Source organism: Agrobacterium leguminum (assembly GCF_005144435.2).
GTDB lineage: Bacteria > Pseudomonadota > Alphaproteobacteria > Rhizobiales > Rhizobiaceae > Agrobacterium > Agrobacterium leguminum.
Window position 1 is genome coordinate 1,231,250 of the sequence record NZ_CP120211.1, and the last position, 14,898, is coordinate 1,246,147.

General features: G+C 60.1%; 17 protein-coding genes and 1 tRNA gene. 8 read left to right on the forward strand and 10 right to left on the reverse strand.

The genetic code is table 11. From position 1 onward, the window contains the following. Positions 1-2 precede the first annotated feature (2 nt). On the reverse strand, positions 3-428 hold the full coding sequence (locus tag CFBP4996_RS06110) for an OsmC family protein (protein WP_080851977.1): 426 nt from the start codon (positions 426-428) through the stop codon (positions 3-5). Between the two features lie 111 nt (positions 429-539). On the opposite strand from CFBP4996_RS06110, the gene CFBP4996_RS06115 reads away from it, so the two are divergent. Beyond that, on the forward strand, positions 540-707 hold the full coding sequence (locus tag CFBP4996_RS06115) for a Thivi_2564 family membrane protein (protein ID WP_003502827.1): 168 nt from the start codon (positions 540-542) through the stop codon (positions 705-707). Positions 708-784: 77 nt separating this feature from the next. On the opposite strand, the gene CFBP4996_RS06120 is transcribed toward CFBP4996_RS06115, so the two are convergent. Next, positions 785-1,210, reverse strand: coding sequence for a PAS domain-containing protein (locus CFBP4996_RS06120; protein WP_020813199.1), 426 nt, complete (start codon positions 1,208-1,210; stop codon positions 785-787). A 217-nt stretch (positions 1,211-1,427) separates the two neighbouring features. Between CFBP4996_RS06120 and CFBP4996_RS06125 the strand changes: the two genes are divergently transcribed. Beyond that, positions 1,428-1,673, forward strand: a complete 246-nt coding sequence (locus tag CFBP4996_RS06125; RefSeq protein ID WP_162935800.1) for a hypothetical protein — start codon at positions 1,428-1,430, stop codon at positions 1,671-1,673. Between the two features lie 198 nt (positions 1,674-1,871). On the opposite strand, the gene CFBP4996_RS06130 is transcribed toward CFBP4996_RS06125, so the two are convergent. Further along, positions 1,872-1,956, reverse strand: a tRNA-Leu gene (locus CFBP4996_RS06130). 189 nt (positions 1,957-2,145) lie between these two features. On the opposite strand from CFBP4996_RS06130, the gene lipB reads away from it, so the two are divergent. The 3 genes from lipB (at position 2,146) to CFBP4996_RS06145 (ending at position 5,034) form a co-directional block, all read left to right on the forward strand. Continuing rightward, complete coding sequence (lipB, locus tag CFBP4996_RS06135; RefSeq protein WP_121490270.1) at positions 2,146-2,877, forward strand: lipoyl(octanoyl) transferase LipB; 732 nt, start codon at positions 2,146-2,148, stop codon at positions 2,875-2,877. Positions 2,878-2,943: 66 nt separating this feature from the next. Beyond that, positions 2,944-4,011, forward strand: coding sequence for an NAD(P)-dependent alcohol dehydrogenase (locus CFBP4996_RS06140; protein ID WP_080851974.1), 1,068 nt, complete (start codon positions 2,944-2,946; stop codon positions 4,009-4,011). Between the two features lie 87 nt (positions 4,012-4,098). Next, positions 4,099-5,034 (forward strand): DMT family transporter, encoded by a 936-nt coding sequence (locus CFBP4996_RS06145; RefSeq protein ID WP_162935985.1) that lies wholly within the window; start codon positions 4,099-4,101, stop codon positions 5,032-5,034. 20 nt (positions 5,035-5,054) lie between these two features. Here the strand turns inward: CFBP4996_RS06145 and CFBP4996_RS06150 are convergent, their stop codons facing one another. The 5 genes from CFBP4996_RS06150 to yajC form a co-directional block, all read right to left on the reverse strand. Then, a complete protein-coding gene (locus tag CFBP4996_RS06150) occupies positions 5,055-5,513 on the reverse strand; it encodes a hypothetical protein (protein ID WP_080851972.1) in 459 nt (152 codons plus the stop codon). Between the two features lie 145 nt (positions 5,514-5,658). Next, positions 5,659-6,504 carry a phytoene/squalene synthase family protein gene (locus CFBP4996_RS06155; RefSeq protein ID WP_080851970.1) on the reverse strand — a complete coding sequence of 282 codons (846 nt, stop codon included), beginning with the start codon at positions 6,502-6,504 and terminating at the stop codon, positions 5,659-5,661. A gap of 23 nt (positions 6,505-6,527) precedes the next feature. Continuing rightward, the gene (locus tag CFBP4996_RS06160; protein WP_080851968.1) at positions 6,528-6,920 is read right to left on the reverse strand and encodes an Mth938-like domain-containing protein; all 393 of its coding nucleotides are present in this window, start codon (positions 6,918-6,920) and stop codon (positions 6,528-6,530) included. Beyond that, positions 6,920-9,493, reverse strand: coding sequence for a protein translocase subunit SecDF (gene secDF, locus CFBP4996_RS06165; RefSeq protein ID WP_080851966.1), 2,574 nt, complete (start codon positions 9,491-9,493; stop codon positions 6,920-6,922). The genes CFBP4996_RS06160 and secDF overlap by 1 nt, the downstream gene beginning before the upstream one ends. An 80-nt stretch (positions 9,494-9,573) precedes the next feature. After that, positions 9,574-9,921: a preprotein translocase subunit YajC gene (gene yajC / locus CFBP4996_RS06170; protein WP_003524964.1), complete on the reverse strand. Its 348-nt coding sequence runs from the start codon at positions 9,919-9,921 to the stop codon at positions 9,574-9,576. A 206-nt stretch (positions 9,922-10,127) separates the two neighbouring features. On the opposite strand from yajC, the gene CFBP4996_RS06175 reads away from it, so the two are divergent. Both CFBP4996_RS06175 and fdhA read left to right on the forward strand, forming a co-directional pair. Then, positions 10,128-11,000 carry an ATP-binding protein gene (locus CFBP4996_RS06175; protein ID WP_065655019.1) on the forward strand — a complete coding sequence of 291 codons (873 nt, stop codon included), beginning with the start codon at positions 10,128-10,130 and terminating at the stop codon, positions 10,998-11,000. A 161-nt stretch (positions 11,001-11,161) separates the two neighbouring features. Next, on the forward strand, positions 11,162-12,352 hold the full coding sequence (gene fdhA / locus CFBP4996_RS06180) for a formaldehyde dehydrogenase, glutathione-independent (RefSeq protein ID WP_003524961.1): 1,191 nt from the start codon (positions 11,162-11,164) through the stop codon (positions 12,350-12,352). 97 nt (positions 12,353-12,449) lie between these two features. Here the strand turns inward: fdhA and CFBP4996_RS06185 are convergent, their stop codons facing one another. Further along, positions 12,450-13,109, reverse strand: coding sequence for a TetR/AcrR family transcriptional regulator (locus tag CFBP4996_RS06185; RefSeq protein ID WP_080851965.1), 660 nt, complete (start codon positions 13,107-13,109; stop codon positions 12,450-12,452). 110 nt (positions 13,110-13,219) lie between these two features. Here CFBP4996_RS06185 and CFBP4996_RS06190 point away from each other — a divergent pair, with 110 nt between their 5' ends. Continuing rightward, entirely contained in the window at positions 13,220-14,614 is a 1,395-nt protein-coding gene (locus tag CFBP4996_RS06190) for a cytochrome P450 (RefSeq protein ID WP_080851963.1), read from the forward strand. Positions 14,615-14,669: 55 nt separating this feature from the next. Here CFBP4996_RS06190 and CFBP4996_RS06195 read toward each other — a convergent pair whose 3' ends face one another. Beyond that, positions 14,670-14,873: a DUF3126 family protein gene (locus CFBP4996_RS06195; protein WP_003524869.1), complete on the reverse strand. Its 204-nt coding sequence runs from the start codon at positions 14,871-14,873 to the stop codon at positions 14,670-14,672. Between the last annotated feature and the right edge of the window lie 25 nt (positions 14,874-14,898).

Genomic DNA, 14,898 nt, shown 5'->3' on the forward strand with positions numbered 1-14,898 from the left:
GGTCAGCCGGTAATCGACAGCGCAAATTCCGCATCGCCCTTCAGCGTGTTGCTGACGGTGCAGATTTCCTCCGCCATATGGGCGATGGCGCCGCGCGTGGCCTCATCGAAATCCCCCTTTATCTCGATCCGGACATCGAAACGCACGATCCGCGACGGCTCCTCCTCAGCCTTTTCGCCGGATACATGCACCGTGACCTTTTCGAACCGGTCGAGCACACCCATGCGGCTCGCCGCAATCCGGGCGCTGAGCGCCAGACAGGCCGACAGCGACGAATAAAGAAGGTCGAGCGGATTGAAACCCGGCTCCGAGGCCGCCGTCACCACCGTCAGGGCGCCTCCGGTGGCCGTGACGACATCGGGATGCCCGAGACGGCCAAGAGTGACGACAGCGCCCGTCGGCCGCTTTTTAACCCTGAACTGATTCATGCCCGACCTCACACCGCGATTTCACCCGATGGAACCAAAATTAGCCTCGCGCTTTTACTCACGCAACGGTGAACGACCGTTGAGTATTGATTGAAAAGGGAGCTGGGACATATGGTTACATCTACGCTCGTCAGCATTCTGATCACCTTCCTGGTGATTGTGCTCGTCTTGTGGCTTATCGCGCGACTGCCGGTCGGCGGCGGTGCGAAACAGATCGCACAGGTGATCGTCATCATCATCGGCATTATTTCGCTGCTGAAATATCTTGCCGTCTTCTGATGTCCCCGCACGGTGCAGACGAAAAAAGGCGGCGAAAGCCGCCTCTTTTTATGCACGGTTTTCACCCCGTCCGGTCGCTATTGCCGAGGCTCGAACTGATAGGTTTTTTTCAGGGTAATATCCCGAACGCTGCCAATACCCAGAAACGGTGTATTGTCGGCATCAAAAATCGCCCTGCCCTTCGCCACAATCCACCGGTCCGACCCGTCCGGCAGATTGACCTTGTAGCGCTGGTCGAAAAACACACCGGTAGTGATGCTTTCAAAAATGGCCTGCGCCACCTGATCGCGCATCTCGACATCGATTCTTTCGAGAATCTCCTCGATCGTCACCCCGCGTGACGCAACCGGCTCCGAAAACCCGTGGCATTCCGCAGTGACCGCATCCATGATCAGCCTGTTGTCGGAAATGCTCCACATGTAATAGCCAAGCGCATTGTCTGAATCCGTTTTGTCCCCCAGCACGAAAACCCCCAGACATATTTTCCTGACAAAAGCTAACATCGGACCTCTAATATTCCACCCCTCGTTTTTGTAGGGGGGAACCGCACGACTACTGCAGCGTGCATCGATATCCACCGAAATTTGACGATGGCCGAATCCAGCTAGAGCATTTCCAGTAAAAGTGCGTAGCGGTTTTACGTCTGGAAATGCGAAAAAACAAAGCGATAGAGCACGTCCGACGATTTCGTTTTGACCGGACGTGCTCCAGGGTTTCGAAATGGACGATAAATTTCGAAGAGGCATCGCAAAATCACCTGCCTGCGCCTACATGGCTTGGGATGACATGTCGAAGGAGTTCAATATGGTGCGAGCCGCCCTCACTTTCGGATTGCTGACCGCAACCGTCTTTCTGGCCGGGTGCCAGACGTGGCATAGTCCATATCGTGGAAACGAGTGGCGCATGGATCAGGTCATGGACGGTGACCCCTACCGTGTCGGCGACGGGCAGCGCAACCGACGCTGATCCACCTCGTCCATTCAATTCGAACGGCGGCAGGTCGATAATTTGCCGCCGTTAATTCATGGCGCTCTGGCTGCGGGATAAAGCAGATTGGTGTGGCGTGGGACACATCCGAGACGGTCCAACGAACCTGGGACAGAAAACAGAGAGCAAGCTAAATAACTGGCTAAAAAAGAAAAAACCCGCCGAAGCGGGTTTCTTTGGTGCGGTCGAGAAGACTCGAACTTCCACGGGTTGCCCCACAGCGACCTCAACGCTGCGCGTCTACCAATTCCGCCACGACCGCATCGTGGTAGGCGTCGACTTGCGCCGACGGGGGTGCATGTAGCAAAAGGATTTTCGGTGCACAAGAGCGTCGTGACAGTTTTTTGAAATTAAAAATCGCACCGCACCATCCTATATGCAGGAAGCCCGGAAATGCTGGGGTTGCGGCCCTGTCGCCATTTTGCGAGAAGGCTGTGGAAAGGACTTTTTCATGCTCACACGCACCGATATCGAGACAAACATGCTACCCGCCGCCGGTTCGCCGCCCATTCGCTGGCGAATCTCGGAAGGCCTCGTCCCCTATGAGCAGGCGATTGAGGAAATGGAGCGTGAAGTCGCCGCCATTGCCAGCGGCGAAGCAGACGAGCTCGTCTGGCTTCTGGAACATCCGCCGCTCTATACCGCCGGCACCAGCGCCGATGCCGCCGACCTTATAGAGCCGGAGCGTTTCCCCGTCTTCGCCACGGGTCGTGGCGGTGAATATACCTATCACGGGCCGGGACAGCGGGTCGTCTATGTCATGCTCGACCTGAAGCGGCGGCGGCAGGATGTCCGCGCCTATGTGGCGGCGCTGGAGGATGTCATCATCCGCACGCTCGACAAGATGAATGTGCGTGGCGAACGGCGCGAGGATCGCGTCGGCGTCTGGGTCAGGCGTCCGGAAAAACCCTTGCTTCCCGATGGCGGCATGGCCGAGGACAAGATCGCGGCACTTGGCATCAGGCTGCGCAAATGGGTGAGCTTCCACGGGCTCTCGATCAATGTCGATCCAGACCTCTCGCATTTTTCCGGCATCGTTCCCTGCGGCATCAGCGCCTATGGCGTCACCAGCCTTGTCGATCTTGGATTGCCGGTTATGATCGGCGACGTCGACGTTCTGCTGCGCGAGGCCTTTGAGGAGGTGTTTGGCGAGGCAGCGCCCGAAACCGGCGCAAGCGGCTGATCCCACCGCAACCTTTGCCGCAGGCCGGTGTTTCCAGCATCGATCACCACAAGAGGAGGAACGATCATGTTCACTACGTCCGCCTATGCCTGCGATGACGGCTCTTCGCCGATGAAGCTCGCGACCATCAAGCGTCGCGATCCCGGCCCGCGCGATGTCGAAATCGAGATCGAATTCTGTGGCGTCTGCCACTCCGATATCCACACTGCCCGCAGCGAATGGCCGGGCTCCCTCTATCCCTGCGTTCCCGGCCACGAAATCATCGGCCGCGTCGGGCGGGTGGGCGCGCAGGTCACCCGGTTCAAGGCGGGCGACCGCGTCGGCGTCGGCTGTATTGTCGATAGCTGCCGGGAATGCGCAAGCTGCGCCGAGGGGCTGGAGCAATATTGCGAAAACGGCATGACCGGCACCTATAATTCGCCCGATAAAGCGATGGGCGGCGGCGCGCATACGCTCGGCGGTTATTCCGCCCACGTCGTCGTCGATGACCGTTACGTCCTCAACATTCCCGAAGGCCTCGATCCGGCGGCGGCAGCACCCCTGCTCTGCGCGGGTATCACCACCTATTCGCCGCTGCGTCACTGGAACGCCGGACCCGGCAAGCGTGTCGGCGTCGTCGGTCTCGGCGGTCTTGGCCATATGGCGGTCAAGCTCGCCAATGCCATGGGCGCAACCGTGGTGATGATCACGACCTCGCCCGCCAAAGCGGAGGACGCGAAAAAGCTCGGCGCCCACGAGGTGATCGTCTCGCGCGATGCCGAGCAGATGAAAAAGGCCGCTTCGAGCCTCGATCTCATCATCGATGCCGTGGCCGCCGACCATGACATCAACGCCTATCTGGCGCTGCTGAAACGCGATGGCGCGCTGGTGCAGGTGGGCGCACCGGAAAAGCCGCTCTCGGTTATGGCCTTCAGCCTCATTCCCGGCCGCAAGACCTTTGCCGGCTCGATGATCGGCGGCATTCCCGAGACGCAGGAAATGCTGGATTTCTGCGCCGAAAAAGGCATCGCCGCCGAAATCGAGATGATCGATATCGATCAGATCAACGACGCTTATGAACGCATGATAAAAAGCGATGTGCGTTATCGCTTCGTCATTGATATGAAGAGCCTGCCGCGCCAGAAGGCCGCCTGACCCCGGAAGGGGGCGACCTTGCGGGCGTCCCCTCTCCCGTTGGACCTTTTGGTCGAAAGCGCAGCCTGACCCATGACTCCCCGATCCATGACCAGCCAGACCGGTTTCAACGATATCGCCAAGGGCATGACCATCATGGCGGGTTGCATGCTGGTGCTGCCGGTCATGGATGCGATTGCCAAATACATGGCGGTGAGCGGCGGCATGTCGCCGGCGCAGGTGACCTTCTACCGCTTCTTTTTCCAGGTGCTCTGCACCCTGCCGCTGCTGCTCGTGGTGTCGCCCAGGGCGCTGTTCAGCGCCAAACGACCGTGGATGAACTGCCTGCGCGGCGTCCTGCACGCCTCGGCCAGCCTGATGTTCTTCGCCGCCGTCAAATACATGCCGCTCGCCGATGTCTTCGCGATCTATTTCGTCGAGCCTTTCATGCTGACGATGATGTCGGCCCTCTTCCTCGGCGACAAGGTGGGCTGGAAGCGCTGGACGGCGATTGCGGTCGGGTTCGGCGGCGCGCTGATCGTCATACAGCCCAGCTTCGAAATCTTCGGCTGGACATCGCTCCTGCCGGTCGCATGCGCCTTTCTTTATACGCTCTACCTCTTCCTGAACCGCGCCATCGGCGATGCCGACAGCCCGCTTGTCATGCAGACAATGTCCGGCATTGCGGGGACCGTGTTCATGGGGGGCGCACTTTTCGCCGGCGATGCACTTGGCGACAAGGATTTTGCCGTCTCGCTGCCGCAATCCGGCTTCGCACTTGCCCTGCTCGTATTGTTGGGGTCGATATCCGGCTACATGCACCTGTTGATTGTCAGGGCCTTCCGGCTGGCGCCGCTCTCTCTGCTGGCGCCGTTCCAGTATTTCGAGATCATCTCGGCGACGATCCTCGGTTATGCGCTGTTTTCGGATTTCCCGACGCCGTCGAAATGGCTCGGCATCCTCATCATCGTCGCATCCGGCCTGTTCATCATCTGGCGCGAGCGCCAGCAGGCCGGTGCGAACCCGCCGCTTGACGGACAGTGACAGCCGACACCTGACGTGCCTCAACCGTTCGAGGGCAGCGGCCCTTCGTCGTGATGGTCCTGCGCCTCCACAAGACTGCCGAGCAGCCAGAGGGAAACCTCGGCCGCTTCTCCGGCCGATTTGAACCGGTATGAGCCGCTATATTTCGGCATGTCGAAAAAGCTGACGACGAAACCGTCGCCGCTTTCAAGACTTTCGACCCGGATGCGCTCGGGATCGATCATCACGCACACATAATGCGATCCCATATTGCGCATGAAGCCGGCATTGTTGTCGTGCAGCCGCACGAAGGCTGCGCCGCCATCCGCCGTCATATGCAGACTTCTGATCGCCTCATTGGGAAAGGCGCGGGCGAAATCCATGATCGCCTGCCCCACATCATGACTGTTATCCTCATCCGTCGCCCGCGACATGCGCCAGGCATAAACAGCGAAGACCGAAAGCAGCACGAAAACGATAATCCAGATCGCAATACTCATCCGGGACGCTCCCTCAGCATCGAAACATCAAGATTCGCGAATCGAAACGATGCGAACCCGGTTCAGGTTCATATAGACCGAGGCTTGTGTGAAGTGTGGCTTTGCGGGATCGACGTCGTTTCGCAGTCTGGCGCGATCCGTGCCATCAGAAACGCTTGAGGAAGGAAGCCTTTGCCAGCAGCCATTGCCGGCGAAGCTGCGACAGTTGCAGGTCGCCGTCGAATACGCCGCTCCCCGCCTTTCTCGCGGCAGCGATGACCGGCCCGGACAGGGCGACGGGAAGATAGGCGGCAAAGACATTTTTCGAAATCTTCGCGCGTCGCGCCTTCTCGATATGATCCAGCGCATGGGCCGCGAAAATTTCGATGGCGATGCCGATGCGCTGCCTGTCCTGCCCTTCAAGAAAGGTCTCGCGGTCGAGCCCGGCCGCAGCCAGCATATCGGCGGGAATATAGACCTGCCCGCGACGCCGGTGCAGCGGCATGAGCAGCAGCATGCCCGCCATGGCCTGCGCCACGCCCGCGTGCCCTGCCGCCTCCGCGCTGGATGCGGCGTCTTCTGTGGAAAGCACGAGACTTGCAAGCTGGATCAATGCGGATGCGGTCTCTCCGGCATAACCTTCCAGCGCATTGCGATCCTCGAACAGGTCGTCATAGAGATCGAAGATACGCGCCTCGATCATATTGGCGAGAACAGGGCGCGGCAGGCGATAGTGCTCGATCGTCGTCAAAAGCGCTGCAGCCACCGGGTGGGACTGGCTGTCGCCGTGCGGATTGCCGTCGAGAAGATCGCGCCACCATTGCATGCGCACCTCGCCGGGCAGCGCTTCGCGCACGGAATCGCGGATGCGGGCGATTTCGGCATTGAAGGCGTATAGCGCGGCAAGCGCATTACGCCTGTCGGCAGGCGACAGAAGACAGGCGAGATAGCGGTCGCGATCGGTATCGCGCAGCGTCGTGAGGCAGACGTCGAGATTTTCTGTGGGTGCCATGGTTCCCCGCGCGAAACGTCCTGTCAGCCTTCGACGGCAATCAGCGCCGCGGCCACGGCGCGCGATTCCGACAGCATGATATTATAGGTGCGCACGGCGGCGCCCGTGCTCATCGGATCCACCGAAATGCCCGCCTCCTTGAAGGCGGCGCGCAATTCCTTCGGCAGGACCCGCATGCCGTCGCCCGTTCCGATCAGCAGCACTTCGATATCCCGCGCTTCCGCCAGAACCTTTTCGAAATGTCCGACCGTCAGTTCTTTCGCATCGACAAGCTCCCACCCATAGATGCCCGAAGGCAGGAGCAGAAGCGAACCGCGATGCGACATGTCGGCAAAACGGAACCCGCCATTGCCATAGGCATCGATGGGCGCCCGGCCGGGAAAATGGGCCGGGCGTATTTCAATCCCGCCGGCCATCAGACGGCAGGCTTGCCGCCAATGGCGCCGGTGTTGTTTTCTTTCTTGTCGTCCTTCTCGTCTTCCGCATCCTTGCTGTCAGGACGCAGCTTGAAGGCGATCAGCACCGGAGCGGCGATGTAGACCGAGGAAAACACGCCGATACCGACACCGAACAGCATGGCGAAGGTGAAGGAACGGATGACCTCGCCGCCGAAGAGATACAGTGCCAGCAGTGCCAGAAGTACGGTCAGACCGGTAAGGATCGTACGCGACAGAGTCTGGTTCAGCGACACGTCGATGATCATGGAAAGCGGCATCTTTTTGTATCGCCTAAGGTTCTCACGGACACGGTCGTAGATGACCACGGTATCGTTCAGCGAATATCCGATGATCGTAAGGATCGCCGCGATACTGGTCAGATTGAACTCTATCCCGAGGAAGACGAACAGGCCGATAGTGAAGACCACGTCGTGCACCATGGAGATGACCGCGCCGAGTGCAAACTGCCATTCGAAGCGAACCCAGATGTAGACCATGATCGCCGCCATGGCGAGCATAACGCCGATGGTGGAGGTAACGGTCAGGTCGCCGGAAACGGCAGGACCCACGACTTCCACGCGGCGGAAGTCGTATTTGTCCTCAAGCTCGCCGCGTACCATGGTGATGGCGGACTGCTCGGCATTTTCGCCGCCGTCCTGCGCCTGAATGCGGATGAGAACATCCTGCGGCGTACCGAAATTCTGCGCCTGGATTTCACCGAGATTGAGCTGGTTCAGACGATCGCGAATATCGGCGAGATCGGCCTCGCCCTGCTTGGCGCGCACTTCGATGACCGAACCGCCCTGGAAATCGATGCCGAGGTTCAGACCCTTGGCCACGAAACCGCCGACGCAAGCGAGCATGATGGCGCCGGTGATCATGAACACCACGCGGCGATAACGCATGAAGGGAATGTCGCGACCGTCGAACATGGCGGTGCGGACACCCTTCGGCAGGTGTTTCGGACGGCTGCGGCGAACCCAGTAGCCGAACATCCATGCCGTCAGCGTATAGGCCGTGAAGACGGTGGTGATGATACCGACGGCCAGCGTGACTGCGAAGCCCTTCACCGGGCCTGTGCCCATGTAGAACAGCACGCTTGCGACGATCAGCGTCGTCAGGTTGGCGTCGATAATGGTCGCAAAGGCGCGGGTAAAGCCATTATCCAAAGCCTGGATCAGCGGTTTGCCGCTCTTCACCTCCTCGCGTATTCGCTCATAGATCAGAACGTTCGAATCCACGGCCATGCCGATGGTCAGGACGATACCGGCAATACCCGGCAAGGTCAGCGTCGATCCGATCACACTCAACACAGCGAGCAACATGATGACGTTGACGATGAGGGCGATGTTCGCCAGCAGGCCGAAGAAGCCGTAAAAGACGAACATGAAGATGAGGACGCCGACGGCGCCGATGGCGCTGGCCGTGAGGCCGGCGGTGATGGAGTCGTTACCGAGGCTCGGGCCGACGGTGCGTTCTTCAACCACGGTCAGCGTGGCCGGCAGTGCGCCGGCGCGCAGCAGAACCGCAAGGTCGTTGGCGCCCTGTACCGAGAAGTTACCGGAGATTTGTCCCGAACCGCCGATGATCGGCTCGCGGATGACAGGCGCGGAAATGACCTGGTTATCGAGCACGATGGCGAAAGGCTTGCCGACATTCTGCTGCGTTGCCTGCGCGAAGCGCTGCGCACCGCGGCTGTCGAAGCGGAAGGTGACGACCGGCTCGTTGGTCTGCTGGTTGAAGCTTGCCTGCGCGTCGACGAGATTGTCGCCGGAAACAAGCGCGCGACGTTCCACCAGATAGGGAACCGGCGGATCGTCCTGCGAATAGAGAACCTCGGAGGTCGCGGGCGGACGGCCGTTCATGGCTTCCTGTACCGGCATCGTCGTATCGACCATGCGGAAGGAGAGCTTTGCCGTCTGGTTCAGAAGCGACTTCAGGCGCTGCGGATCCTGAAGGCCGGGCACCTGCACGATGATGCGGTCCGACCCCTGACGCTGGATGAGCGGCTCGGTGGTGCCGACTTCGTCAACGCGACGGCGCACGACTTCGATGGACTGCGAAACGGCGGACGACAGGCGGTAGTCGATGCCTTCATCCGTCAGGTTGAGCCTGAGCAGATTGTCACCGCCGTCATTCATCGTCACTTCGGTGATGGAGCCGCCGACCAGCGTGCCGGCGGACACCGGCTGCGTCAGGTCGCGAAGCGCGTTCTTGGCGGCTTCCACCTGAGCGGGATCGCTGATGCGGACCTGAATCTGCTGGCCGTTGCCGGTGAGCCCCGAATAGCGGATGTTGGCGTCGCGAAGCTGCGTACGCACATCGCCCACGATCGTTTCAAGCCGTTCCTTGACGATGTCGGAACGCTCGATCTTGAGCATAATGTGCGAACCGCCCTGAAGGTCGAGACCGAGCGTTACCTTGTTGTCCTTGTACCAGGCAGGCATGCCCTCCAGCTGTTTGTCCGTAAACAGGTTGGGAGAGGCGATGAAGACGCTTGCCAGCACAAGCAGCCAGATGAAGACTGTTTTCCAACGGGAAAAATGAAGCATTTCGATCTCGGTCAGGGTTGGGGTCGCGCTGTGCGCAACCCGTCAAAATTCGCAATCGGGCATTCGATAATCCGGCAGGATCAGGAAGCGGCTTCCGTCTTGACCACTTCGCCCTTCACACGCACTTCGGCAATGTAGGCGCGGGCGGCACGGATTTTCACGCCTTCGGCGATTTCGACTTCGAGTTCATTGTCATCGATGACCTTGGTCACCTTGCCGACGATGCCGCCGCCGAGAACGACCTGATCGCCACGGCGAATATTGGTCAGCGTTTCCTGGCGCTTCTTCATCTGCGCGCGCTGCGGGCGGATAAGGAAAAAGTACCAGACCACCATGAGCGGCGCAAACAGGAAAAGCATTTCAAGGCCGGAACCGAAGGCCGATGCGCCGCCCGCTGCGTCCTGGGCAAAAGCTTGACTAATGAACATATAAAACTCCTCAGAATTACGGCACGACCTTGGATGCCGCCCCAGCTTTCAAGCCGCCGGAATATAGTGGGGAACGCCGGGATTGCAACAGATGCAGGACCCACGCCGTACCGATTCCGGACCTCTTAACCTTTATGGGCCTGAAACGCCATGCTAGGCCGGGCGCAAAACAGAGTTTTGAACACCAGACAAGCGGAAGAAACACCATGATTCGAGAAGAAACGGCCTCCCTGCTTCTTTCAGAACTGCGCCGGCTCACCATCGCCGTGGAACGTCTGGCCGGGCCGGCGCCCGCCGTAAACGACTGGAATGCGGCCGATTGTTTCGTCTGGGCGCCAGTCAACTCCTTTATCCAGCCGGTTCCCCGCCCCAACCGCATCGCCCTGAAGCTCATCCGTGGTGTTGACCATGTCCGCGACATTCTCCACGAAAACACACTGCGTTTCGCGGAGGGTTTTGCCGCCAATAACGTGCTGTTGTGGGGTGCGCGCGGCATGGGTAAATCCTCGCTGGTCAAGGCCGTTCACGAAGATGTGCGCGCGGCAAGCGGCGTTTCGCTGAAGTTGGTGGAAGTGCACCGCGAGGACATCCACACCCTGCCCGCTTTGCTCGACATATTGAAAGCCTCCGGCCATCGCGTCATCGTCTTCTGCGACGACCTCTCCTTCGACCATGACGATACGGCCTATAAATCGCTGAAGGCGGCGCTCGACGGCGGCATCGAGGGACGGCCGGACAATGTGCTGTTTTATGCGACCTCCAACCGCCGCCATCTTCTGCCACGCCACATGATGGAAAACGAGCAGTCCACCGCCATCAACCCTTCGGAAGCGGTGGAGGAAAAAGTCTCGCTTTCGGACCGTTTCGGCCTGTGGCTCGGCTTCCACAAATGCGGCCAGGAAGATTATCTGACGATGATCGACAGCTATGCGACGCATTTCGATCTGGGTCTGGACCGCGAAACGCTGCATCACGAGGCGCTGGAATGGGCGACCACGCGCGGCGGCCGCTCGGGCCGTGTCGCCTGGCAATATATTCAGGACGCCGCCGGCCGCCTCAGAAAACCGCTCGACAGATAACGCCACCGTGACATCGGGCGACACGCGGTGTCGTTACGACCACACCGCGTGTCGTATTCCCGAACGCCACATCTCCCCTCACATGGTTTGCTGCCCCCATGGAGTCACCTGTTTCCGGAGGAGCGGACAGGTACGGTGTTCAAACCATGGAGGAGATGGATATGAGCAGGAACAGAGGCGTCGTCTACATGCGGCCTGGTCAGGTCGAGGTTCGCGATATCGATGACCCGAAGCTTGAGGCGCCGGATGGCCGCCGCATTGAGCACGGCGTCATTCTCAAGGTGATTTCCACAAACATCTGCGGCTCCGACCAGCATATGGTGCGCGGCCGCACCACGGCGATGCCGGGCCTCGTCCTCGGCCATGAAATCACCGGCGAAGTCATCGAAAAAGGCGTCGATGTCGAGATGCTGGAAATCGGCGATATCGTCTCGGTGCCCTTCAACGTCGCCTGCGGCCGCTGCCGCTGCTGCAAGTCGCAGGATACCGGCGTCTGCCTGACGGTGAACCCGTCCCGCGCCGGCGGCGCTTACGGTTATGTCGATATGGGCGGCTGGATCGGCGGACAGGCCCGTTATGTCACCATCCCCTATGCCGATTTCAACCTGCTGAAGTTCCCGGACCGCGACAAGGCGATGTCGAAGATCCGCGACCTCACCATGCTGTCGGATATTCTGCCGACCGGCTTCCACGGCGCCGTCAAGGCGGGCGTCGGCGTCGGCTCCACGGTCTATGTCGCGGGCGCCGGCCCGGTAGGCCTTGCCGCCGCCGCATCCGCCCGTATTCTGGGTGCTGCGGTCGTCATGATCGGCGATTTCAACAAGGATCGCCTTGCGCACGCGGCAAAAGTCGGTTTTGAACCCGTCGATCTTTCCAAGGGCGACCGGCTGGGCGACATGATCGCCGAAATCGTCGGCACCAACGAAGTCGACAGCGCCATCGACGCCGTCGGCTTCGAAGCGCGCGGCCATGCGGGCGGCGAACAGCCGGCCATCGTTCTCAACCAGATGATGGAAATCACCCGCGCCGCCGGCTCCATCGGCATTCCGGGCCTCTATGTCACCGAAGACCCCGGCGCGGTGGATGCGGCGGCGAAACAGGGCAGCCTGTCGCTGCGCTTCGGCCTCGGCTGGGCCAAGGCGCAATCCTTCCACACCGGCCAGACGCCGGTGCTGAAATATAACCGCCAGCTCATGCAGGCGATCCTGCACGACCGCCTGCCGATTGCCGATATCGTCAACGCCAAGATCATCGCGCTCGACGATGCGGTGCAGGGCTATGAAAGCTTCGATCAGGGCGCAGCCACCAAGTTCGTCCTCGATCCGCATGGCGATCTGCTGAAGGCCGCCTGATACTTCAGCGGCATATGGCTGATACTCGTAAAAGCGCCCGCGACGGATATCGTTGCGGGCGTACCTGTTTTCCGGCCATATCACCGTCCGGTGAAACCTACGGCTCCCCTACCAGCAACACTTCCAGCTCGGCTTTCGCTTCCGCGGAGAGATAGGGCCTGAACAGGCTTGAGACCTGCTTCAATCCCCAGTCAAGCTGCGGCGGACCGAACTCGGTGATGCCTTCCTGAAGGTTGAGATAGGACGCCCAATAGGTGGAGACGATCCAGAGGTTCGTCAGAACGGCAGGCCGCTCTTCCTCGGGTATCGCGGCGAGGCCCGCTTTCTCCATGCGCGCGACGATATCGCCGACGGCAAGGCGCATCGCGGCGCTTATGGCGCGCACGGGCTCCACCAGCGCCGGGGCGGAAGAGACAAGACCGACCAGATCGCGAAACAGGAAACGATAGTCCCACACCAGCGAAAACCAGAGCCGCAGAAAACCGGCATAGGTTGCCGCCGCTCCCTCATCGGCCCCGTCAATCTTTCCGACAATTGCCAGCGCGTCGGCTTCGAACCGGGCAAACAGCGCCAGAACCAGCGCTTCCTTGGTGCGGAAGTGATAATAGAGATTGCCCTCATTGATCTCTACCGCCCTTGCAATTTCGGCGGTCGTCACGTGATCGGGCCCGCGCTCGTTAAACAGAGTGAGAGCGGCGTCGAGAATTCTCTGGCGTGTGGGGCGTGCCGCCGTCCGCCCGGTACTGCTTTTCTTCATTGATTTCGAACCCGACCATTGAAATCTAAGGTAAGCACCTTAAATACTCACAATAAGGTATACACCTTAACAGGAAATGTAAGTGTTCAACGCGGACAAAGGACCTGTAAATGACCGGAACCGACCTTCGCACCGCCTCCCCGGATACGCCCGGAATCGCTCCCGTCTCCAAATTCGCAACAGCCCGCGTCGCGCTGTCGCTCATCCGCAATCCGTTGAAGGCTCTGCCGCCGGAAATTTTCAGCGAGCCGGCGGTCTTTACCCGTCTCGGCGGCATCATGCGGGTTCATCTTGCCGACCCTGCGCTTATTCATGAGGCGCTGGTCAAGAACGCGCCGCTACTCGGCAAGGGCGAAGATGTGCGCCGCGCCCTCGGCCCCGCGCTCGGCCAGGGGCTTCTGACAGCCGATGGCGATCACTGGAAGTGGCAAAGGCAATCCGTTGCCGCAGCGTTCCGGCACGAGAAGCTGCAGGAACTGCTGCCGGTCATGATCGACGCCGCGCGCCGCGCGCAAGAGCGCTGGCACTCATCGCCTGCCGGCGACATCGATATCGGCCATGAGATGATGCGGACGACCTTCGACATCATCGTCGAAACCATGATGTCCGGCGGCCATGGGATCGATATAGCCCGCGTCGAGCAAAGCATCACCGATTATCTGAAACCCACGGGCTGGACCTTCGCGCTTGCCATGCTGGGGGCACCGGAATGGCTGCCGCATCCGGGCCGGCGCAAGGCGCGCGCGGCGGTGGATTATCTTCGCTCCAGCCTTGCAACCGTCATTTCCGAAAGGCGCCGGAAGCCAATCGAGAGGAACGATCTGGTTTCCATGCTGCTCGAAGCGAAAGATCCGGAAACCGGGCGCATGATGAGCGATACGGAAATCATCGACAATCTCCTGACCTTCATCACCGCCGGGCATGAAACCACGGCCCTCGGCCTCGCCTGGACCTTCCATCTGCTCTCGCAAAACAGCGACGTGGAGCGCAAGGTCATCGACGAGATCGAAACCGTTACCGCAGGTGAACCGGTCGCGGCCGAACATATCGCCCGTCTGACCTATACCAGACAGGTATTTTCGGAAGCGATGCGGCTTTACCCACCCGCCCCTGTCGTGACACGCACGGCATTGCAGGACTTCAGGCTCGGCGAACACGATATCCCCGCCGGCACCGTTCTTTATGTGCCGATCTACGCCGTCCACCGGCACACAACACTGTGGGAAGAACCCGACCGCTTCGACCCCTCACGCTTCGAGCCCGAAAGGGTCAAGGCGCGCCACCGCTATGCCTATATGCCCTTCGGCGCTGGCCCGCGCGTCTGCATCGGCAACGCCTTTGCCATGATGGAGGCTGTCGCAATCCTTGCCGTGCTTTTGCAGAACGACCACCTCAGGAACAAAAGCCCGGCAAATACCGAGCCGCTGATGCGGGTCACCTTGCGGCCGGAAAACCGCCTGATGATGCAGGTGAGCAGCCGAAAAAACAAATCGCCCGCGGCGTAACCGCCACGGGCGACTGGTTCAGTGCGAAACTCCATCCGTCACCGGATGGTGACGATCACAGATCGACGTCGAGGATCGCCATGGAGAAGTTGTAGGAGCGGTCGCCGTCTTCGTCATCGATATAAACGACGCCGAGAAACTCTTCGCCAAGATACACTTCGGCGGAATCGTCCTTGCGCGGACGCGCCTTGACCACCATCGTCGGGTTGAAGGTGCGCTTGAAATAGGCGTCGAGTTTTTTGATTTCGTCGGCTTTCACCACTATTCTCCTGTGCGGTTCGCGT